Raw genomic sequence first — 21,079 nt, 5'->3', positions numbered from 1 at the left:
GCTCACTGGCGATTCCGGGCACCATTACCGTGGCGGTGATTGAATATCACCAATCTGCCCATCGGGGTTCGGAACGTCTTCGACCGAACCGTACGGCAACGGCTCGCCGATCCGATGAACCCGGTCGCCCGCCAACGCTTGCGGCTCGCGAAACACCTCTTCCACGCTCGCGCCAAACCGGCTTGCGACAAACGCCCTGAGCAAAGCCACACGCAGCGAGTCACCGCGACCTTCTGCCGTCCGATGACTGCCCTCAAACGTCGCCACGCAATATGCCGCGTCGGCTTCGGTCCGCTCGTGCATTTCCAGTCGCTGGGCGCGCTCCAGCACCGCGCCGGCCGCCTCCCATGACGTGGACGGCGTGAACCTTCCATCCCATGGACGACCTCGGTCATTGCCGCGAATCGCGACAGTTTCGCCACTGTCGGTGAAATAGATTTCGCGCACGAAGTCGTGCAGGCTGCGGGCGACCCAATAATCGAGCGCCATGTCATCGAGGTCGGCTACGTTCATACGCGTTCTCCTGGAAATTTCAGGTGAGACCCGCTTGCAACCGGAGCGTTCAGATCAGAGAAAAGCTGCGCGCTGGAAAAAAAGAAGGATAAAAAAATCCGGGCACGCTAAAGCGAACCCGGATTTTTATCTCGGACGATCAGTAGTCCGCCCTCTCGCGATCGATTCGCATCCCGCCATCGTGACGGTGATGCCCCTCCTCGCTCGGCCGCTCACGCGCGATACGCATGACGTCCGGATTCGTGCGGACCCGGCGCATCACATTGGCCAGATGGACCCGGTCGCTGACCTGGATCACGAAGCGCAGCACCGTGGATTCCTGCGACAGGTCTTCGTCCATCGCGATGTGGACGATGTTCGCGTCCGCCGACGTGATGTCGGCAGCCACGCGGGCAAACACGCCCTTGGTATTCTTGACCAGCACTTTCACCGCGACGTCGAACAGACGCCCCGGTTGCGGCGCCCATGCCACGTCGATCCAGCGACCCGGATCGCGCTTGTGGATGCGCTGCGCGACGCGGCAATCCGTAGTGTGGATCGCCATGCCAAGGCCGATGCCGATGTAGCCCATGATGTCGTCGCCCGGAATCGGACGGCAGCATGCAGACAGTTGCACCGACATACCTTCGGTGCCGGTGATCACGACCGGCGGCGCATGCGGCGCATTCGAACCGGAACGCGAGCCGTCGTCGTCGGCGTCGCGGCCGCTCATCAGCACTTCGATGCGCTTGGCCATCACCGCCGCGACACGCCGGCCCAAGCCGATGTCCGCGAAAATTTCCTGGCGATTCTTGTTGCCCGTCCACTGCACGAGCTTTTCCCACGCTTCCGGCGTAACGTCCGACAACGCGAACCCGTAGCTCTTCAGCGCCTGATCGACCAGACGCTCGCCGAGCTGCACGGACTCGTTCAGGCGCATTGTCTTCAGATAATGGCGGATTGCCGAACGCGCCTTGCCGCTGCGCACAAAACCGAGCCACGCAGGATTCGGCTTCGAATACGGCGCGGTAATGACTTCGACGATATCGCCGCTCTTCAACTCGGTACGCAACGGCAGCAATTCGTTATTGATCTTGACGGCGACGCACTGATTGCCCAGGTCGCTGTGGATCGAATACGCGAAATCGAGTGCGGTGGCGCCGCGCGGCAGCGCCATAATTTTCGACTTCGGCGTGAACACGTAGACCGCGTCCGGGAACAGGTCGATCTTGACGTGCTCGAGGAATTCGCTCGAATCGCCCGCTTCGCTCTGAATGTCGAGCAACGACTTCAACCATTGATGCGCGCGTTTCTGCACATCGTTCAGGTCGGCACTGCCGTTCTTGTACAGCCAGTGCGCGGCCACGCCGGCTTCGGCGATCTCGTGCATCTTGCGCGTGCGTACCTGGAACTCGATCGGAGCACCGAACGGGCCGACCAGCGTGGTGTGCAGCGACTGATAACCGTTGACCTTCGGGATCGCGATGTAGTCTTTGAACTTGCCTGGCACAGGCTTGTATAACGCATGCAGCGCACCGATGCAGGTGTAGCACTCCAGCGCACTCTCGACCACCACGCGGAAACCGTACACGTCGAGCACTTGCGAGAACGACAACTGCTTGTCGCGCATCTTCTTGTAGATACTGAAGATGGTTTTCTCGCGGCCCGTGACTTCGGCGTCGATCTTCGCGTCGGCGATTGCGCGCTGCACCGACTCCAGAATCTTGCCCACCACCTCGCGCCGATTGCCGCGAGCCGACTTGACGGCCTTTTCGAGCGTAGCGTACCGATGCGGATTGAAGTTCGCGAAGCTCAGGTCTTGCAGTTCGCGATAAGTATTGTTCAGGCCAAGCCGGTGCGCGATGGGCGCGTAGATATCGAGCGTCTCGCGCGCCACGCGACGGCGCTTGGCCGGCGGCACCGCGCCGAGCGTGCGCATGTTGTGCAGCCGGTCGGCGAGCTTCACCAGAATCACGCGGACGTCGCGCGCCATCGCGAGCAGCATCTTGCGGAAGTTTTCCGCCTGCGCTTCCTCGCGATTGCGAAACTCCATCTTGTCCAGCTTCGACAAACCGTCGACCAGTTCCGCGACCTTCGCGCCGAATCGCTCGGCGAGTTCGGCCTTGGTCACGCCCTGGTCTTCCATCACGTCATGCAGCAGCGCTGCCATGATGGCCTGAGCGTCCAGATTCCAGCCGGCGCACATTTCCGCAACCGCAACCGGATGCGTAATGTAAGGCTCGCCGCTCTGGCGGTACTGGCCGAGGTGAGCTTCGTCGCTGAAATGGAAAGCCGCCTTGATGTCCTTGATCTCTTCCGGCTGAAGATAGCCGGAAAGGAGCGAGGTCAGTTTGGCAATGGAGACGACGTCATGCCGGCGCGGTTGCTCCGGCGTGGCGGTCGGCCCGAACAGATGGCGGAACGACTGTTCGAGGACCGCGTCGATATATTTGCGCGCAGACGAGGGAGAGTCGGCGTCGTGATCCACTTCCGTAGCGGTGGGCGGGGTAGCACTCATGGTCGCCTCCGTAGCGGGTTGGGGTTGGACGCCTGGGTCTGCGCGTTAAAACAATGAAGTGAAGCTAAAGCGTGTGACAGGTGCAGCAAATCGACAACTCGCGACAACTCGCAACAATGCGTCGAAAACGAAACCGTGCAGGTTAAACCGGCACCTTCTTCAGCATTTCGACGCCAACCTGGCCGGCTGCAATCTCGCGCAGTGCGACGACGGTGGGCTTGTCGCGGCTTTCGATCTTCGGCGTGTGGCCTTGAGCGAGCTGACGCGCGCGATAGGTCGCGGCGAGCGCGAGTTCGAAACGATTCGGGATCTGTTTGAGACAGTCTTCGACGGTAATGCGGGCCATGTTGGGTTCCTTCTCAGTATGTTGCTTATTCTACCTTATGTGCTCGACACAACGCCCAAGCTCACGCGTGCGGCAGATGAATCCCGAGCTGCACGAAAAGCTGCGTGTGGCGCGCGTATTGCGACGCGAAGCGCGAACGCGTTGCGGCGACGAGACATTGCAGTTCGCTCAACGCGCGATCGAAGTTTTCGTTGATCACCACGTACTCCGCTTCGGCCGCGTGCGCCATCTCGCTGCCCGCTGCCAGCAGGCGTCGCGTAATCACGTTCGGTTCGTCCTGGCCGCGCTTTTTCAGACGCTCTTCGAGCGCGTCGAGCGACGGCGGCAAGATGAAAATTTCGACCGCGTTATGAAACTGCTTCTTCACCTGCTGCGCACCCTGCCAGTCGATTTCGAGCAGCACGTCATGGCCGCTTTTCATCTGCTCCTGAATCCACACGCGCGACGTGCCGTAGTAGTTGCCATGCACTTCCGCGCTTTCCAGGAATTCGCCTTCGTCGTGACGTTTCATGAAGTCGTCGACGGTGGTGAAGTGATAGTGCTCGCCGTCCTGTTCCTTCGGACGCGGCGGCCGCGTCGTGTACGAAATCGACAGACGGATCGCGTCGTCGCCTGCGAGCAATGCGTTCACGAGCGTCGACTTGCCCGCGCCCGACGGCGCGACGACCATGAACAGGTTGCCGGGATAAGCGCCGGCGTACGGGTTGCGCGGTGCGCCGCTTTCGCGTGTGTGGTCGGTCATGTGTGGGTGCTCCAGCTTTATTCCAGATTCTGTACTTGCTCGCGCATCTGTTCGATGAGCAGCTTCAGGGTCATCGACGAATCGGCGAGTTCCTTCGCCGCCGCCTTCGAGCCGAGCGTGTTCGCTTCGCGATTCAGCTCCTGCATCATGAAGTCGAGGCGCTTGCCGACCTTGCCGCCCTTCTCGATCACGTGACGCGTTTCGTTCAGGTGAGCCGTGAGGCGCGTCAGTTCTTCGGCGATGTCGATACGGATGCCGTACATCGTCACTTCCTGGCGAATCCGCTCGTTGATTTCTTCACGCGAGACGGTCGTCGCGGCCGACTCCGGCGCGGCGATGCCAAGCGCTTCCTGCAGGCGTTCGACAATCTTTTGCTGATGCTTCGCGATCAACTCCGGCACGAGCGGCGTGATCTTCGTGACAATCGCTTCCATTTCGGTGACGTTGGCGATCAGCATGGTCGCCAGTTGCGCGCCCTCACGCGCACGCACGTCGATCAGGTCGGCAATGGCCTGCTTGCCGCACGCGAGCACTGCGTCGCGCAGCACGTCCGGCGCCACACCGCTTTCGGCGAGCACGCCGGGCCAGCGCAGAATTTCGCCGGTGCGCAAACGGCCCGCTTCCGGGAAAGTGGACAACACCGTGCGTTCGAGCAGCGCCAGTTGCTTCAGCGCCTCGGTATTGACCGAGCCCGCGTTGGCCGACTGCTCGCTGCGTTGCAGATTGATACGGATATCCACCTTGCCGCGCGACAGTTTGTGCATCAGCATTTCGCGCAACGTCGGTTCGCAGACGCGCACGTCTTCCGGCATGCGGAAGTTCAGATCGAGAAAGCGCGAGTTCACCGTGCGCAGTTCGACCGACACGCTCACGCCGCCTGTACCCGAGGCCGCGACGAGTTCGCGCGTGGCGCTCGCATAGCCAGTCATGCTGTAGATCATCGTAATTCTCGCGATTGTGGACGGGTGCTGAAGGCCCGCCGAAGAGATGAATCGCCCGGCGTGTACGAGACGCGGGGCGGAGAATCCGTATTATCCCATTTTTGCCGGATGCACCCTGCCGAAAGCGAGCGCACATGCGGGCGAGCGCGCGTTTGTGTCGGGTGCGTCACTGACGTTGTCGAGCGTCGTGGAACACACTTCGTCGGCTTCGCGCTTCCCTCGCACTGTCAGCCACCGCCGCGCGTCGACATTGACCGGCACGGCGCGCAGACGACCGCGGCTCACCGCTGCGCCCGATCGGCTGTAAAATTGCGCTTTCCCTCCGCATTTCTCCAGACCGATCCCAACATGACCAACGACACCCAACGCCCCAGCGGCCGCCTGGCCAATCAGCTGCGCGACGTGCGCATCACGCGCCATTACACGAAGCACGCGGAAGGCTCGGTGCTGGTCGAATTCGGCGATACCAAGGTCATCTGCACGGCGAGCATTGCCGAGAGCGTGCCGTCGTTCCTGCGCGATCGCGGCCAGGGCTGGCTCACCGCCGAATACGGCATGCTGCCGCGCGCCACACATACCCGCAGCGACCGTGAAGCGGCACGCGGCAAGCAGACCGGCCGTACGCAGGAAATCCAGCGCCTGATCGGCCGTGCGCTGCGCTCGGTGTTCGATCTCGAGAAGCTCGGCGCGCGTACGCTGCATATCGATTGCGACGTGATCCAGGCCGACGGCGGCACGCGCACCGCCAGCATCACCGGCGCCTTCGTGGCCGCCCATGATGCAGTCGCGAAGTTGCTGGCCACGGGCCGCATCGAAAGCTCGCCGATCACCGACTACGTCGCCGCGATTTCGGTCGGCGTGTACGATGGCCTGCCGGTGCTCGATCTCGACTACGACGAAGACTCGCAGTGCGACACCGACATGAACGTCGTGATGACGGGCGCGGGCGGCTTCGTCGAAATCCAGGGCACTGCCGAAGGCGTGCCCTTCTCGCGCGACGAAATGAACGCACTGCTCGATCTGGCAAGCGACGGCATCAACACGCTGATCGGCATGCAGAAAGCAGCGCTGGAGCAAAAGAGTGAGTGAGGTTAGCCGCAACGGCGGCGCGAATCTGGCAGACGCTCCGTTGAAGAAAGTCGTGCTTGCGTCGAACAACGCGGGCAAGCTGCGCGAATTCGCGGCGCTGCTCGGCGCGGCCGGCATCGAACTGATTCCGCAGGGCGCGTTGAACGTGCCGGAAGCGGAGGAGCCGTATCCCACGTTCGTCGAAAACGCGTTGACCAAAGCGCGTCATGCGGCGAAGCTCACCGGCCTGCCCGCACTCGCCGACGACTCCGGTCTCTGCGTTCGCGCGCTGCGCGGTGCGCCGGGCGTCTACTCGGCACGTTTCGCACAACTCGCGGGCGGCGAGAAAAGCGATGCGGCAAATAACGCGCGCCTGGTTGCCGAATTGCAGGACGCAAGCGACCGCCGGGGCTACTACTACTGCGTGCTGGTGTTCGTGCGTCACGCGGACGACCCCGAGCCGCTGATCGCCGAAGGTCGCTGGCATGGCGAAATTCTCGACGCGCCGCGCGGCGAGAACGGCTTCGGCTACGACCCGTACTTCTTCCTGCCGTCGCTGAACGCGAGCGCGGCCGAATTGGAACCGGCGGTGAAAAACGCCAGCAGCCATCGCGCGATTGCGTTGCGGCAACTGCTCGCGCGGCTCACGGAGGAAGCGTGATTCCGATCAAGCCAGCGCCCGCCGATATCGGCAACGGCGTCATCAAGGCATTCACGTCGCCGGGCAGCATCCGGCTGACGTCGCTGCCGCCGTTGGCGCTGTACGTGCACTTTCCGTGGTGCGTGCGCAAGTGTCCGTATTGCGATTTCAACTCGCACGAGTGGAAGGGCGACACGTTCCCGGAGAACGATTATCTCGACGCGTTGCGCGCCGATCTCGAACTGGCACTGCCGCTGATCTGGGGACGCCAGGTGCATACGGTGTTCATTGGCGGCGGCACACCGAGCCTGCTGTCGGCGGCCGGGCTCGACCGGATGCTGTCGGACATACGCGCGCTGCTGCCGCTCGACGCCGACGCCGAAATCACGCTCGAAGCCAACCCCGGCACGTTCGAAGCCGACAAGTTCGCGCAGTTCCGGGCGAGCGGCGTGAACCGGTTGTCGGTCGGCATTCAGAGTTTCAACGAAGCGCATCTGAAAGCGCTTGGACGGATTCACGATTCGACGCAGGCGCGTCACGCGGTCGAAGTCGCGTCGACCACATTCGACAACTTCAATCTCGACCTGATGTTCGCGCTGCCGGGGCAAACGCTCGCCGAATGCCAGGCCGATATCGAAACGGCGTTGTCGTTCGCGCCGCCGCATTTGTCGCTGTATCACCTGACGCTCGAACCAAACACGCTGTTCGCGAAATTTCCGCCCGCGTTGCCCGACGACGATGCATCCGCCGACATGCAGGACTGGATTCACGAACGCACGGTGGCCGCCGGTTACGGGCGCTACGAGGTGTCGGCGTATGCGCAGCCGCATCGGCAGAGCAGGCACAATCTGAACTACTGGCGTTTCGGCGACTACCTCGGCATCGGCGCAGGCGCGCATACGAAGCTGTCGTTTCCGAATCGCGTGCTGCGTCAGGTGCGGTACAAGCACCCCACTACGTTTATCGAACAGGCCAAAGCCGGCACCGCCGTGCAGGAAGAACACGAAGTCGGACCGCGCGATCTGCCGTTCGAGTTCATGCTGAACGCGCTGCGGCTTGTGGAAGGCTTTCCGGTGCATCAGTTCATCGAGCGCACGGGTATGTCGATGACGTCGATCGAACCGGCTTTGCAGGAAGCCGAGCGCCGCAAACTGATCACGCGCGACCACGAAAAAATTGCGCCGACGCCGCTTGGCCAGGCGTTCCTGAACGATCTGCAAGAACTGTTTCTGAAAGATCCGCAGTAATTGCGGGTCAACGGAGTTCCGCTGCGAGGTTTTTTCAGGTTACAATTTAAGGCTTGGAGGTGTGGCCGAGCGGTTTAAGGCACCGGTCTTGAAAACCGGCGAAGGAGCAATCTTTCCGTGAGTTCGAATCTCACCGCCTCCGCCAGAACCAAAAACAAAACCCTGCGAATTTTATGATTCGCAGGGTTTTGTTTTTTATGGCCTAACAGTTGGTCCATCATCCAGCAAAATTTCAGGGTGCGCGCGGTGAATGCTCTTGCGAGTCAAGACCGGCGCGCAATCATCACATTCCGACAGAATCCGCCTATGTCTGGTGAGCAGGTTTCGCCTGCGGTTACACATCGTCGGCATCGCGAACTTTGGGAAGCCATGTGAATAAGCCGCATGCGCACAAGGATATTGATCAGCTGTCGAGTCTGGTTGGTCCGCTGACCGTTGAGAAGGCAGCGGCACCCTCGTCCGAGTAAAAACTAGCGCCGACCTGCCACGGCGCACGCCTCACCTTTTTGACAGACAGGGAAAACCAGCATCAAAGCCGACCTCCCAAGGGTCGGCTTTTTTATTTGAGACATGAAAAAACCAACAGCACGATTCATTGGCACGAGTCAACTTTGACGACTTTTGACAAAACATCTGGAGCACGGCTGTTACTCTCGAGAGACACGCCCATATCAGGCGCTCTGTTCGTTCATATTGGAGACGTGAATATGCAAGAAAAGCAGAGCACTGAAATCACCTACTTTTTCGTTTCCCACGATTCGCATACCACGCTCGGCGGCCGGAACGGTTTCGGTTTGCGCAACGGCGTCAAGGACGGAAGAAAAATTCATGCGTAAGGCGGCGGTACGGCATGGCGACCCAACAACGACGCGCGGCTTTGTTATGGCTTATTCATCTACCATTCACGACGATGGCAAAAAAGTCGCACTGAGCAGTGATGAGGCGACATGTGGGAACTGCAAGGGAACGTTCAAGATATTTGGCACCGGCAAGGGCATGTCGGAACAAGGACGAGACGTCGTTGTTGAAGGCGACCTGGTGCTGTGCCCGTGCAAAAAGAACAGGGTAATTGCCGGTAGCAATCCGGGAATTTTTCTCAACACCGGTGGCGATGCGGGTACCGACGCGGGTGAATCTAATAGCGCGCAGGCAGTGGCAACAAAAGCTTGCCCGTATGCGTCATTGCCTCCTGACGAGCTGAAGTTTGTGCGCCGTATTTTCGTCTGGGACGCGACAACGGGTAATCCCACGGCCAATCGTGCCTTTGTAGCGGAGATCGACGGCAAGATGCTGTCCGGAAAGACGGATGGACAAGGCTATGCAACGATCAAGACAGAAGGCGAACAGCCGGTCAACATTCACATTTTGTTCTCTTCACCGAGACGCGACCTGAGACCTCGGCAGGAGACATGACCTTGGCTGACTACAAAATCGAGCACTGGACTTCGACACAAACCGCGTCGGAAGGTGAGAAACAGGAGACAGTCTCTATTTCTGTGGATGATCGCGCGGCGACGCGACAAGCAATTATCAATCGTGCCCGCCAAGGAGGGATGAATCTCATAGAACGTTCGGATTGGGCTGCGCACAAAAATCGTTCGTCGCGCATGACTAACGATTGGGACTACAGCAAAATTGCCATTCACCATGCCGGACGAAGTTTTTCATGCGGTCCCGCCGCTCTTCAACTGCAAGAGATTCAAGACATGCAGATGGGCAAAAGCGTTACACCGAGTGACGATATCGGATATCACTACGCCCTCGATTGTTACGGCAATATTTTTGAGGGCCGAGATATTCGGTTCAAGGGCGAGAATGTACATAACCACAACACCGGTGTCATTGGTATTGTGCTGCTGGAAAACCTGACGGATTCCGAAGAAGGGCGCGATGGCGTTGCGACGGTTCGAAAATTTCTTGATGCAGTCGGTTTGAACAAGCGTCCCCAGGTACCCGATAAGCAAAAGCAAGCCGTCAATCGCTTTATCGGCATTCTGCGGGAGTTCTTTTACATAAACACGCTTGGTGGCCATCGCGAATTTCCTGGGCAACTAGGGGAGGGCAAGATTTGCCCAGGAAACGTCGGCGTATCGCTTGTCAAAGAGCTTCGGAAATTGACAGGACTAAGTGCGCCATGAATGGAGCGAGAAAGTGGCCAGGCGTAATCCTGGGTGCCTGCGTCGCCATGACAGCGGTCATGTATACGGGCTACGTTAAGTCGTATCTTGACGAGGATGTGCAGACGACTTTCTTTATCAAGTGGTATCCAACGTTACAAATGGAGTTTCACGACCCGTTTGCTAACGAGGGGGATGACGTGCAAATCGACCAATTGCGCGTTGCTGATCGCGCCGTTTTTGCCGACTATTGCAAGTACCGGTTCGGCATTACGGGAAACAGCACCCAGGCGCTAGAGAAATGCAAAGGAGGAATTCCTGGCTATTTGTAGAGCCGCGCGACTCTGGCTTTCGACTTAGGCCAAGATCCCTGGCGTGCATTCATTCCATCGACATTGCCACCGTCATATCCAGTATGTCGCAAGTCAGGAAAGGGGGGACTTCCTGAAAGATTTCCGCCAGTCATCCGACACCATGATCTCGAGGACGGGCCGATAAGACCAGTGACCACCAATCCGCCAAAATCCAAACACCCGTTTGCCAGAAACAGGCTTCATCACTCGGTAAAAGCCCTCCCTTCACTTTGCAATGCCGCTGTCGATATCAAAGCTATTCGCGCCAATCGCGCGCATGTGAAGGAGAAGCTCATGAAAATCCGTTCGATAGCCATCGCCGTCATTTGCACAGCCGCGTGCGCGAGCGCCTCCGCAGCATCGTCCGACGACGACAGCTCCGCCGTATTCGGCGCAGCAAAATTATCCACGTTGCAGGACATAACTGGCAGCGTAAAGGCGGGGGCCTCGTCCGCGACCGTGGGTGCGGACGCGCTGCGCGGCGCGAGCGGGAATATCGGCGTCAACCTAGCGGCAGGCGCGCTGAACGCGCAGACAAACCAGATCGCGCTGATCACGACGCCGCAAGCGGAAATCGCCACACAGCAAAACATCCACGCAGTCACCCGGATGACCGGCAGCGCCATCGCCGAAATCGGCACAGGCGCCATGGCTGCGGTGAGCGGGAATATCGGCGTGAATATCGCGGGCGGCGTGGCGAATGCGCAGTTCAACGGGTTGGTGGTGCACTAGACGCATGGGACGCATCAAGCGCACTTAAACAACCGCGGTCGCCTCGACCTCGATCTTGAAACCGTAGTGCAATTGAGGAACCGGCACGACGGCACGGGCCGGTCGCGCGTCCCCTGCCCACTTCGCGTAGATCTGATTGAAGCTCGCCCAGTTCTCGACATCGACGATATAGACGCGCACCTGCGCCAGTTGCGCGACGCTGCTACCCGCGCTTTCGAGAGCGGCTCGCACATTGGCCAGCACCTGCTCGGCCTGAACCTCGAACGACGAGTCGGCCAGCTTCACGCCATGTGCATCGATAGGCAATTGCCCGGAGACAAAAGCAAAGCCATTTGCGACTGCCACATGACTGTAATGACCGCCGGGCTTTGCCAGCGTAGCGGGATTCTCCATGTGCGGCAGACGCGATTCGTTCTGACTACCAGCCATCGGTACCACTCCAAAAGGTGACGGGGAGTCAGCAGCATATCGCTGCACGCGAAACGACGCAGCGCACATGGCATGCTCGCTTCAACGAAAGCGCGAGCATTACCGGATTCGCATGCGGGATGCGGCCATGGTCGCTCAAAGCGCGCGGCTTCAATGCATGGAACATCAGGCGATGCACGACTCAGCGCTCAGTGCGCCCAGAGCCGCTTCGATAGACGAAGCCGCCTTATCGCTCGACGCAGCCTCCATCACACGCTAAGCAGATCCAGCTTCTCGCGCGCGTCGGCGCAACGGCGATTCAGGTCGCGATGCATCAACTGGCTGTCGAGGAGTGCCGACACATCCGACAAACCGTAATCAAAGCGCAGCACATATTCGATGTCCGTGTAATCGTGATAGACGCCGCTGTCAGCCAGCTTTTGCGCTTCGGCGAAAGCAGCATGTTGCCGTTCGCCGTTCATCAAATCTCTGATCGCCATGATTGCCGCTCCGAGGAACAGTAACTCCATCATAGCAATGCAATTTGCCGCGCACGGTCGCGCGGACGCAACACCTGGTGTTTTCCGCAGACGCGCCGGATGCACGCGCGCTACCCGCCTGTGGTAGGCGCGCGAACACGGAAAAGGCCAGCGTTCAAACCGCGGCGACAGGCGCCTTGGCCCCGTGCCATCTGATTACCAGGATTCGCCCGACGTAACACAGCACGCCCGCGACGCCCACGACGATGCCCATCCCTTTGGGCGAGCCGTCCTGCCAGAGCCCGACTGCAAGGCTCGACAACGCGCCGAGCGCGAGTTGCACCGCGCCGAATACGGCGGCCGCTGCACCCGCATTCATCGGATAACGGTGCATCAGATCGGTCGTGCAGTTTGCGGACAACACCCCCACCACGCCGACCACGAAGAACAGCCCGAACACGATCGACCACAAGCCGCCCAGCCCTGTCAGCGAGACAAAGCTCACGAATAGCGACGCCACGCAACTGACGGTGGCCGCAAACGAAATGATCCGCAGCGCGCCGAGCCGGCCGACGAGCCGCGTATTCATGAAATTGCCGAACATGATGCCGACGATATTCAGCGCGAACAAAAAGCCGTAATGCTGCGCCGATACGTGGAAATATTCGATGTACACGAAAGGCGTCGCGGTGATGTAAGCGAACATCGACGCAAACGCCATCCCGCCGCACAACATGTGCCCCCACGCGACCGGATCGCGCAGCAATCTGCCGTACGCGCCGAACGACTTCAGCAACGCGGACTGCGCGCGCTTTTCGGGCGGCCAGGTCTCCGGCACCTTCAGAAACGCGGTCACCGCGCACACCGAACCGAACAGCGTCAGCACGACGAACACCACGCGCCAGCCGCCGATCAGCAGCAACTGTCCGCCGATCAACGGCGCAAGCAACGGACCGATCGACGTGACGATGGCCAGCATCGACAGCACACGGGCGGCGTCGGTCGGACCATACGCATCGCGCGCAATCGCACGCGCGAGCACCGAAGCCGCGCCCGCACCGAGCGCCTGCACGAAGCGGAACGTCACCAGCGAGCCGATCGAAAACGACAGCGCGCACGCTACGCTCGCCAGCGCATACATGATGATGCCGCCGAGCAGCACCGGCCGCCGTCCATACGTATCCGACAGCGGTCCGTACAGCAGCATGCCGATCGAAAAGCCGAACATGAAACTGGTGAGCGTGGTTTGCGCCGCGCCCGTGCTGATCGCGAAGGCCTGCGCGATGGTCGGCAGGCTCGGCAGATACATGTCGATGGAAATCGGCCCGCATGCGGCAAGCGCACCGAGCAACAGGATCAGCCGGCCATCGGGCCGGCTCTGGGTGACGTGAGACATGGAAATCGGGAATCCGGATGAAGCGCCGCGCCGTCATCGTCGGCACGAACGGTGGAACGGGAAAGCGACAAGCTGAAGGCCCGATTGTACGCGACGGTTAATCCACCCGAGCGCGCCTCGCCTCGCCTTCTCGCCTTGCCTCGCCTTGCCTTGCCGCGCTGCGCTCCTGCGCGTCAGAGCGCGCAGCGTCAACTGGCCGCGGCGGCCGCGCGGTCGATCGGTTAAGCTGCCGCCTGAACCCTGCGGGCCGCGGACGAAGGTATTCGCGGCACCCCGTCCACCATTCTGTATCGACGTGCAATGACCGCCTTCCTGCTGATCTGGAGCCCCAAGAAGTGGCCGTGGCCCGAGTTGCCCGACGTCGCGAAACGCGTGGCCTCCGGCGTCGCGGTGACCGACGTGTGGGGCTGCGGATTCGCACGCAGCATCCTGCCGGGCGACCGGGTGTTCCTGCACCGCGTCGCGCAGGAACCGAAAGGCATCTTCGGCTCCGGCTACGTGACGCGCGCGCCGTACGAGGTCCCGGACGCGGCGACCAAACGCGGTTATCGCCTGTGTATCGATTTCGTCTACGACTGGCTGGTCGACGCGCATCAGGCGCCGGTGATTCCTCGTGAAGCGTTGCGCGTGCACCCGTTCTCGGTGCAGACATGGGATGCGCAAAGCTCCGGCACGGTGATCAAACCAATCGCGGAAGGCGCGCTGGAAAAGCGCTGGCGCGAGCTGACCGGAACGCGCAAGCCGCCGCCCGTCTCACCGCCAGTCCCGCAGACAGGCCCGACGCACTCCAGCAAAGTCACAGCGCATAAGGCCCACAGCAAAGCCACGAGCAAAGCCACGAGCAAGGCCGCGAATACGACCGCCACAGCCGACCCGGGCAAGCCCGCCCGCAAAACCCGTTGACGCTGACTCCGGTACAATTTCTCCACCTATCCCAGCGTCGCAAAACGCCGACCGGCAACCCGCGCCGCTGCGCAACCTCTATTCAGCCATCGCCATGTCCAATAACGAAATCCTCTTCGAACGCGCGCAACGCACCATCCCGGGCGGCGTGAACTCGCCGGTCCGCGCTTTCCGTTCCGTCGGCGGCACGCCGCGTTTCGTCGAGCGCGCTCAAGGCCCGTACTTCTGGGACGCGGACGGTCAGCGCTATATCGACTACATCGGCTCGTGGGGCCCGATGATCCTCGGCCACGTCCATCCCGAAGTGCTGGAGGCGGTGCAGCGCGTGCTGGGCAACGGCTTCTCGTTCGGCGCGCCGACCGAATCTGAAGTGGAAATCGCCGAGGAAATCTGCAAGCTGGTGCCGTCGATCGAACAGGTCCGCATGGTGTCGAGCGGCACTGAAGCGACCATGAGCGCGCTGCGTCTCGCGCGCGGCTTCACGAATCGCAGCCGTATCGTCAAATTCGAAGGCTGCTATCACGGTCATGCCGACAGCCTGCTGGTCAAGGCCGGTTCGGGTCTGCTGACCTTCGGCAATCCGACCTCGGCAGGCGTGCCGGTCGACATCGCGAAGCACACCACGGTCCTCGAATACAACAACGTCGCCGAACTCGAAGAGGCGTTCAAGGCGTTCGGCAACGAGATCGCGTCGGTGATCGTCGAGCCGGTGGCGGGCAACATGAACCTCGTGCGCGCCACGCCCGAATTCCTGCAGGCGTTGCGCCGTCTATGCACCGAGTACGGCTCGGTGCTGATTTTCGACGAAGTGATGTGCGGTTTCCGCGTGGCGCTCGGCGGCGCGCAAGAGGTGTACGGCATCACGCCGGACCTGACGTGTCTGGGCAAGGTGATCGGCGGCGGCATGCCGGCCGCAGCGTTCGGCGGACGTCGCGACATCATGGCTCACCTCGCGCCGCTCGGCGGCGTGTATCAGGCGGGCACGCTGTCGGGCAATCCGATCGCGGTGGCCGCCGGTCTGAAGACGCTGCAACTGATCCAGGCGCCGGGCTTCTACGACACGCTGGCCGCGCGCACCGCCCGTCTCGCGCAAGGTCTGTCGCAAGTCGCGCGCGAAGCGAAGGTGCCGTTCTCGGCGGATTCGCTCGGCGGCATGTTCGGCATCTACTTTACGGACTCGGTTCCGGGCAGCTTCGCCGATGTCACGAAGAGCGACGTGCCGCGCTTCAACGCGTTCTTCCACAAGATGCTCGACGCGGGCGTGTACTTCGCGCCGTCGGCGTATGAAGCGGGCTTCGTGTCGAGCGCGCACGACGACGCGATCATCGACGCGACGATCGACGCAGCGCGCAGCGCATTCGCGTCGCTCGCGGGTTGAAGAAACGCGGCGCGAGCCGCACCTTGCTGAATACGAAGCTCTACCTAGTCTAGCCACCGCACCCGACCGGACACCGATGTTTTCGCAAACCGATTTCGTCCATATGGAACGCGCGCTTGCGTTGGCCAAGCGCGGCATGTACACCACCGACCCGAATCCGCGCGTGGGTTGCGTGCTCGTCAAGAACGGCGAGGTGATCGGCGAAGGCTTCACGCAACCGGCCGGTCAGGATCACGCCGAGGTTCGCGCGTTGAAGGACGCGCGCTCGCGCGGCCATGATCTGCGCGGCGCTACTGCTTACGTGACGCTCGAACCGTGCAGCCATTTCGGCCGCACGCCGCCGTGCGCGAACGCGCTGATCGAAGCGCAGGTCGCGCGCGTCGTCGCGGCGATGGAAGATCCGAATCCGCAGGTATCCGGGCGTGGGCTGAAGATGCTGCGCGACGCCGGCATCGAAGTGCGTTGCGGCCTGCTTGCGCAGGAAGCGCACGAACTGAACATCGGCTTCGTGTCGCGGATGACGCGCGGCCGTCCGTGGGTTCGCATGAAAGTCGCGGCGTCGCTTGATGGCCGCACCGGTTTGCCGTCGGGCGTCAGCCAGTGGATCACCGGCGAAGCGGCACGCGCGGATGGTCACGCGTGGCGCGCTCGCGCATCGGCGATTCTGACGGGCATCGGCACGGTCAGGGAAGACAATCCGCGCATGACGGTGCGCGCGGTCGATACGCCGCGTCAGCCGCAACGCGTGTTGATCGACAGTCAGCTCGATGTGCCGCCGGACGCGCAGATTCTGGCCGGTGCACCCACGCTGATTTTCTGCGGCAATCTCGACCAGCGTCACACCGACCGCGCCAATGCATTGCGCGACCGTGGCGCCGAGATCGTGCAGATGGCGAACGCGGCCGGCAAGGTCGATCTGCCCGGCATGCTGAAGGCGCTCGGCGAACGCAACGTGAACGAATTGCACGTCGAGGCGGGCTATAAACTGAACGGCTCGCTGCTGCGCGAAGGTTGCGTCGACGAACTGCTCGTGTATCTCGCGCCGAACCTGCTCGGCATGGACTCGATGAGCATGTTCAACCTGCACGCACCCGACACGCTCGAAGGCCGCGTCAAACTGAATTTTCACGCAGTGGACCGGATCGGCGACGATCTGCGGATTCTCGCGCGCTTTGCGCCTCTGGCGGCGTCGCAAGCCAGCCCCGCAGAACCCGGCGACGATCCAGCGTCCTCCCCCGTTTCGAATTGATCAAGGACTAGCACGATGTTTACAGGAATCGTCGCGGCAGTGGGCCGCATCGAATCAGTCAAGCCTCTGGGCACGGATGGCGACGCGGGCGTGCGCCTGAACGTCGAAGCCGGCGGCCTCGATCTCGGCGACGTGCAACTGGGCGACAGCATCACGATCCAGGGCGCGTGCATGACGGTGGTTGCGAAGACCGCGCATTCGTTCGAAGTCGACGTGTCGCGCGAAAGTCTCAACTGCACGGCAGGTCTCGGCGAACCCGGCGAGGTCAATCTGGAGAAGGCGCTGCGTGCGCATGACCGGCTGGGCGGACATATCGTGTCAGGTCACGTCGACGGACTGGGTACGGTTACGCATTTCGCGCCGGTTGGCGAGTCGCACGAATTACGCGTGCTCGCGCCGCGTGAGATTGGCCGCTATCTCGCGTTTAAAGGATCGGTCACGGTCAACGGCGTGAGTCTGACCGTCAATTCGGTGAAGGATCGTGACGATGGGTGCGAGTTTTCGATCAACCTGATTCCGCACACGGTCGAGGTGACTGCGCTCAAGCATCTGCGCGTAGGGGCGAAGGTGAATCTGGAGATCGATCTGATTGCGCGGTATGTGGAGCGGATGCTGTCGACGGGTCAGGACCTGCGCAAGGTCTGACAGTCGGGTTGAAGCTGGCCTTCTGTTTTATCTGCTCGATGTCCGGTGGATGGAATGAAGGGCCAGCAGCGTGTTGCAGATTTCGCCAATTAAAAACGAATCGAAGCTGCCCGCCTTCTCTTCTGGTGTCTCACACCCGACGCGCTCCTCCGGTTCGCGGCCACGAAGTCTTTAACTCTCCTACCCTCCCCCTGCGTTGAAATTGATGCGACTCGCGCATCGCGCGAACGCTGCCAACTGATGTAATTCAGACGTGCCCCTTCTCCGCATCCTTTTCGCGAAAACAGCCACCTGTCCCGCGAAAAAACATGAAATTCCAAATTCGATTATGTTTCGTCGTCGCAGCAAATCGCTGCGCGTAAGCGAACTGTATTTATCGGATTGGCGTCGGGTTGCGTGAGCAATCGACGCCCGCGTATCAGCGGAGCGAGACCATGGAAAAGAAGGGTTACGGGGGCACGGTGACGGACACGGCCGCGCCTCGGCAGGGCGTCGTAGGCGGCCTCGTGTATATATTCGAACAGGTGATGCCGGACCCGTTCGTGCTTTCAATTGGCTTGACGGTGGTGGTCAGTCTGCTGGCCTTTGCGTTCGCGCCGCACGCCTCCGTGCCGACGTTGCTGACTTCCTGGTACGGCGGCACATTCAACATTCTCGGCTTCGCGTTGCAGATGATCCTGATCCTCGCGACAGGTTACGCAATCGCCGAAGCTCCGATCGTGCAGCGCGGCTTGCGCGCCATGGCTTCACGCGTGCAGACACCGGCTCGGGCGGCGTTGCTGGTGTTCCCCGTGGTCGGCATCTGTGCATGGCTCAACTGGGGACTCGGGCTGATTGTCGGCGCGCTGCTTTCACGTGAGATCGCCCGGCGGGTGAAGGTGGATTTCGCATGGCTCGTCGCGGGCAGCTATTCGGCGTGGTCGATCTGCAATAGCGGTTTGTCGAGTTCGATTGCGTTATCGCAGGCGTCGCACGGCAACGCGTTGAATCTCGTGGAGAAAGCGACCGGCCAGGTCGTTCCGTTGAGCGAGACGGTGTTCGCGTCGTTCGTGCTGGTTCCGACCGTGCTGGTGGTCGTCGTGATGACCGCCGTATTCATCTGGATTCACCCCAAAGCCGAACACGTCGTCGCGTTCAATCAAACCGGCCCGCAAGGCGATAGCGGCAGCGATGCCGATGCCGATCCCCACGCCCGCCAGTCCGCTGCGACCTCGTTCGCGGCGCGGGTCGAACAATCCATGTTCGGCACCCTGATCATGCTGCTGCTGGGCGTCGGTTATCTGGCCATGACGTGGCACACCAAGGGCTTCGAACTCGACATCAACACGACGATCCTGATCTTCCTGCTGGTCGGCCTCGCGTTGCAGCGCACGCCGATTGCGTACGCCGACGCGATCCGCCGCGCCGCGCGGCAGACCGGCTCGATGCTGCTGCAATACCCGATGTACGGCGGCATCATGGGCATCATGACGGGGACCGGGCTCGCGGCCACCATCGCCAAGACTTTCGTGGTGATCGCGACACCGGTCACGCTGCCGCTGTGGAGCTATCTCAGTTCGCTGATCATCACGCTGCTCGTACCGAGCGCGGGCGGCCACTGGGCGGTTCAGGGGCCGTTCGTGCTGCCCGCCGCACTCGGCTTGCACGCGTCGATTCCCCGCACCACGATGGGCGTGGCGATGGCGGAAAACGTCTCCAACATGCTGCAACCGTTCTGGGCCGTGCCGGTGGTGGCGATTGCAGGCATTCGCATTCAGCGCGTGATGGGCTACACGGCGATTACGTTCGTCGTGTCGCTCGTGATTTATGCCGCGGCGCTGTGGCTGGTTCCGTGACGCCATGATTTCGGCTAGGGCCGCTGGCTATCGAGCGGGCGGCCTGTGGCCTCTTGCCTCTGTCAGCGGCCGGGAGCCGGACGGCGCTCGCCATGTCTTGCGGAACGTGTGAGCCTCGCTGTCGCCTCCCTCGGTCCGCAGATGCGGCTTATGGCGGCTTCATCGAACTTCGATGTCCTTTTATCCGCGAGCTGGCGTCTGTGACCTACCCCCGGAGCGGATCGTCAAACGCGTCGCTCCACGCGAGCAGACCGCCCGTCGACAGCCCGCCAGCAAAGGCCTGGCGGCAGTCCGCTCCGATTGCACCCGGCCCGCACGCCGATCGTTTGAACGAGCATAGCAACCCCGGATATCCCATCGCCAGTCGGCCAAACGGCCTATGCCATCCGTCGGAGGCGACTTGGACCCGCGCGTGGCGTAAAATACGCGCTTTCCCGAAAATCTCGCCAACATGACGCTCGCCTCCACTCAAGAGATCATCGCCGAACTGAAAGCCGGCCGGATGGTGATCCTCGTCGACGAAGAAGATCGCGAAAACGAGGGCGACCTCGTGCTCGCCGCCGAGTTCGTCACGCCGGAAGCGATCAATTTCATGGCGCGTTACGGCCGTGGCCTGATCTGCCTGACGTTGACGCAGGAACGCTGCAAACAGCTCAACCTGCCGCTGATGACCTACCGCAACGGCACGCAGTACGGCACGGCGTTCACGGTCAGCATCGAAGCAGCGGAAGGCGTCACCACTGGCATTTCGGCGGCCGACCGCGCCCGCACCATCGCGGCCGCGGTCGCACCGGACGCCAAGCCGGAGCACATCGTCCAGCCGGGCCACGTGTTTCCGATCATGGCCCAGCCGGGCGGCGTGCTGGTGCGCGCCGGTCATACCGAAGCGGGCTGCGACTTCACCGCGCTGGCGGGCCTCGCGCCGGCCTCGGTAATCTGCGAAGTGATCAACGACGACGGCACGATGGCTCGGTTGCCGGATCTGATCGAATTCGGCAAGGTGCACGGTCTGAAGGTCGGCACGATTGCCGATCTGATCCACTATCGCAGCCGGACCGAGTCGATCGTCGAGCGCATTTGCGAACGCACCATGCAGACCGCGCACGGCGCGTTCCGCGCGGTCATGTATCTCGACCAGCCGAGCGGCCAGCCGCACATCGCGCTGGTGCGCGGCACGCCGTGCACGGATCAGGACACGCTGGTGCGCGTGCACGAGCCGCTGTCGGTGCTGGATCTGCTCGAAGTCGGCGAATCCACTCACTCGTGGACGCTCGACGCGGCCATGAAAGAAATCGCCGAACGCGACTGCGGCGTGATCGTGCTGCTGAATTGCGGCGATTCGAAAGACCATCTGATCGACGTCTTCAAGGCGTTCGACTCGAAGGAAAAAGCAGAGGCGCTCAAACGCCGCCCGGTCGACTTCAAGACCTACGGCATCGGTGCGCAGATTCTGCGCGAGCTAGGGGTCGGCAAGATGCAGGTTCTGTCGAACCCACGCAAGCTGGGCAGCATGTCGGGCTACGGCCTCGAAGTCACCGGCTTCGTCCCAATGCCCGGCAGCAAAGCCCAAGCCCCGCAAGGCTGACCCGA

At 61.6% G+C, this 21,079-nt stretch carries 22 protein-coding genes and 1 tRNA gene; 15 read left to right on the top strand and 8 right to left on the bottom strand.

Annotated features, from left to right (window positions below; all coding sequences use genetic code 11):
* Positions 1-24 precede the first annotated feature (24 nt).
* The 5 genes from ABH945_RS01980 to ABH945_RS01960 form a co-directional block, all read right to left on the bottom strand.
* Complete coding sequence (locus ABH945_RS01980; protein WP_429249555.1) at positions 25-513, bottom strand: phage protein NinX family protein; 489 nt, start codon at positions 511-513, stop codon at positions 25-27.
* A gap of 139 nt (positions 514-652) precedes the next feature.
* Entirely contained in the window at positions 653-3,010 is a 2,358-nt protein-coding gene (locus tag ABH945_RS01975) for a RelA/SpoT family protein (RefSeq protein ID WP_074765230.1), read from the bottom strand.
* Positions 3,011-3,152: 142 nt separating this feature from the next.
* A complete protein-coding gene (gene rpoZ / locus ABH945_RS01970) occupies positions 3,153-3,356 on the bottom strand; it encodes a DNA-directed RNA polymerase subunit omega (RefSeq protein ID WP_006025620.1) in 204 nt (67 codons plus the stop codon).
* A gap of 61 nt (positions 3,357-3,417) precedes the next feature.
* Positions 3,418-4,098 (bottom strand): guanylate kinase, encoded by a 681-nt coding sequence (gmk, locus tag ABH945_RS01965; RefSeq protein ID WP_074765233.1) that lies wholly within the window; start codon positions 4,096-4,098, stop codon positions 3,418-3,420.
* A gap of 17 nt (positions 4,099-4,115) precedes the next feature.
* Positions 4,116-5,039, bottom strand: coding sequence for a YicC/YloC family endoribonuclease (locus ABH945_RS01960; RefSeq protein ID WP_074765235.1), 924 nt, complete (start codon positions 5,037-5,039; stop codon positions 4,116-4,118).
* A 348-nt stretch (positions 5,040-5,387) separates the two neighbouring features.
* Here ABH945_RS01960 and rph point away from each other — a divergent pair, with 348 nt between their 5' ends.
* The 9 genes from rph to ABH945_RS01915 all read left to right on the top strand — a co-directional run bounded on the left by rph (position 5,388) and on the right by ABH945_RS01915 (position 11,196).
* Entirely contained in the window at positions 5,388-6,128 is a 741-nt protein-coding gene (gene rph / locus ABH945_RS01955) for a ribonuclease PH (RefSeq protein ID WP_074765239.1), read from the top strand.
* A complete protein-coding gene (rdgB, locus tag ABH945_RS01950) occupies positions 6,121-6,768 on the top strand; it encodes an RdgB/HAM1 family non-canonical purine NTP pyrophosphatase (RefSeq protein WP_429249554.1) in 648 nt (215 codons plus the stop codon). The genes rph and rdgB overlap by 8 nt, the downstream gene beginning before the upstream one ends.
* Positions 6,765-7,994: a radical SAM family heme chaperone HemW gene (gene hemW, locus ABH945_RS01945; RefSeq protein ID WP_429249553.1), complete on the top strand. Its 1,230-nt coding sequence runs from the start codon at positions 6,765-6,767 to the stop codon at positions 7,992-7,994. The genes rdgB and hemW overlap by 4 nt, the downstream gene beginning before the upstream one ends.
* A gap of 55 nt (positions 7,995-8,049) precedes the next feature.
* Positions 8,050-8,139, top strand: a tRNA-Ser gene (locus ABH945_RS01940).
* Between the two features lie 562 nt (positions 8,140-8,701).
* Entirely contained in the window at positions 8,702-8,830 is a 129-nt protein-coding gene (locus ABH945_RS01935) for a hypothetical protein (RefSeq protein ID WP_429249552.1), read from the top strand.
* Positions 8,823-9,407, top strand: coding sequence for a PAAR domain-containing protein (locus ABH945_RS01930; protein WP_429249551.1), 585 nt, complete (start codon positions 8,823-8,825; stop codon positions 9,405-9,407). Before ABH945_RS01935 ends, ABH945_RS01930 begins: the two co-directional genes overlap by 8 nt.
* The gene (locus tag ABH945_RS01925) at positions 9,404-10,132 is read left to right on the top strand and encodes a peptidoglycan recognition protein family protein (protein WP_429249550.1); all 729 of its coding nucleotides are present in this window, start codon (positions 9,404-9,406) and stop codon (positions 10,130-10,132) included. Before ABH945_RS01930 ends, ABH945_RS01925 begins: the two co-directional genes overlap by 4 nt.
* A 59-nt stretch (positions 10,133-10,191) precedes the next feature.
* Positions 10,192-10,443 (top strand): hypothetical protein, encoded by a 252-nt coding sequence (locus ABH945_RS01920; RefSeq protein ID WP_429249549.1) that lies wholly within the window; start codon positions 10,192-10,194, stop codon positions 10,441-10,443.
* A 171-nt stretch (positions 10,444-10,614) separates the two neighbouring features.
* Positions 10,615-11,196, top strand: a complete 582-nt coding sequence (locus tag ABH945_RS01915) for a hypothetical protein (protein ID WP_429249548.1) — start codon at positions 10,615-10,617, stop codon at positions 11,194-11,196.
* Positions 11,197-11,220: 24 nt separating this feature from the next.
* Here ABH945_RS01915 and ABH945_RS01910 read toward each other — a convergent pair whose 3' ends face one another.
* The 3 genes from ABH945_RS01910 to ABH945_RS01900 all read right to left on the bottom strand — a co-directional run bounded on the left by ABH945_RS01910 (position 11,221) and on the right by ABH945_RS01900 (position 13,479).
* On the bottom strand, positions 11,221-11,625 hold the full coding sequence (locus ABH945_RS01910; protein ID WP_429249547.1) for a RidA family protein: 405 nt from the start codon (positions 11,623-11,625) through the stop codon (positions 11,221-11,223).
* Positions 11,626-11,873: 248 nt separating this feature from the next.
* Positions 11,874-12,104 carry a hypothetical protein gene (locus ABH945_RS01905; RefSeq protein WP_074765249.1) on the bottom strand — a complete coding sequence of 77 codons (231 nt, stop codon included), beginning with the start codon at positions 12,102-12,104 and terminating at the stop codon, positions 11,874-11,876.
* 154 nt (positions 12,105-12,258) lie between these two features.
* A complete protein-coding gene (locus ABH945_RS01900; protein WP_074765251.1) occupies positions 12,259-13,479 on the bottom strand; it encodes a Bcr/CflA family multidrug efflux MFS transporter in 1,221 nt (406 codons plus the stop codon).
* Between the two features lie 300 nt (positions 13,480-13,779).
* Here ABH945_RS01900 and ABH945_RS01895 point away from each other — a divergent pair, with 300 nt between their 5' ends.
* The 6 genes from ABH945_RS01895 (at position 13,780) to ribBA (ending at position 21,074) form a co-directional block, all read left to right on the top strand.
* The gene (locus ABH945_RS01895) at positions 13,780-14,382 is read left to right on the top strand and encodes a hypothetical protein (RefSeq protein WP_429249546.1); all 603 of its coding nucleotides are present in this window, start codon (positions 13,780-13,782) and stop codon (positions 14,380-14,382) included.
* A 94-nt stretch (positions 14,383-14,476) separates the two neighbouring features.
* Complete coding sequence (gene hemL, locus ABH945_RS01890) at positions 14,477-15,760, top strand: glutamate-1-semialdehyde 2,1-aminomutase (protein WP_429249545.1); 1,284 nt, start codon at positions 14,477-14,479, stop codon at positions 15,758-15,760.
* Between the two features lie 76 nt (positions 15,761-15,836).
* Positions 15,837-17,009 (top strand): bifunctional diaminohydroxyphosphoribosylaminopyrimidine deaminase/5-amino-6-(5-phosphoribosylamino)uracil reductase RibD, encoded by a 1,173-nt coding sequence (ribD, locus tag ABH945_RS01885; RefSeq protein WP_074765257.1) that lies wholly within the window; start codon positions 15,837-15,839, stop codon positions 17,007-17,009.
* A gap of 15 nt (positions 17,010-17,024) precedes the next feature.
* Positions 17,025-17,654 (top strand): riboflavin synthase, encoded by a 630-nt coding sequence (locus tag ABH945_RS01880; RefSeq protein WP_429249544.1) that lies wholly within the window; start codon positions 17,025-17,027, stop codon positions 17,652-17,654.
* A gap of 434 nt (positions 17,655-18,088) precedes the next feature.
* Complete coding sequence (locus tag ABH945_RS01875; protein ID WP_074765261.1) at positions 18,089-19,489, top strand: TIGR00366 family protein; 1,401 nt, start codon at positions 18,089-18,091, stop codon at positions 19,487-19,489.
* A gap of 451 nt (positions 19,490-19,940) precedes the next feature.
* The gene (gene ribBA / locus ABH945_RS01870; RefSeq protein ID WP_074765263.1) at positions 19,941-21,074 is read left to right on the top strand and encodes a bifunctional 3,4-dihydroxy-2-butanone-4-phosphate synthase/GTP cyclohydrolase II; all 1,134 of its coding nucleotides are present in this window, start codon (positions 19,941-19,943) and stop codon (positions 21,072-21,074) included.
* Positions 21,075-21,079: the final 5 nt, after the last annotated feature.

Source organism: Paraburkholderia sp. GAS333 (assembly GCF_050435665.1).
GTDB classification, from domain to species: Bacteria; Pseudomonadota; Gammaproteobacteria; order Burkholderiales; family Burkholderiaceae; genus Paraburkholderia; species Paraburkholderia fungorum_A.
This window is presented reverse-complemented; position numbering and strand designations above follow the sequence as displayed.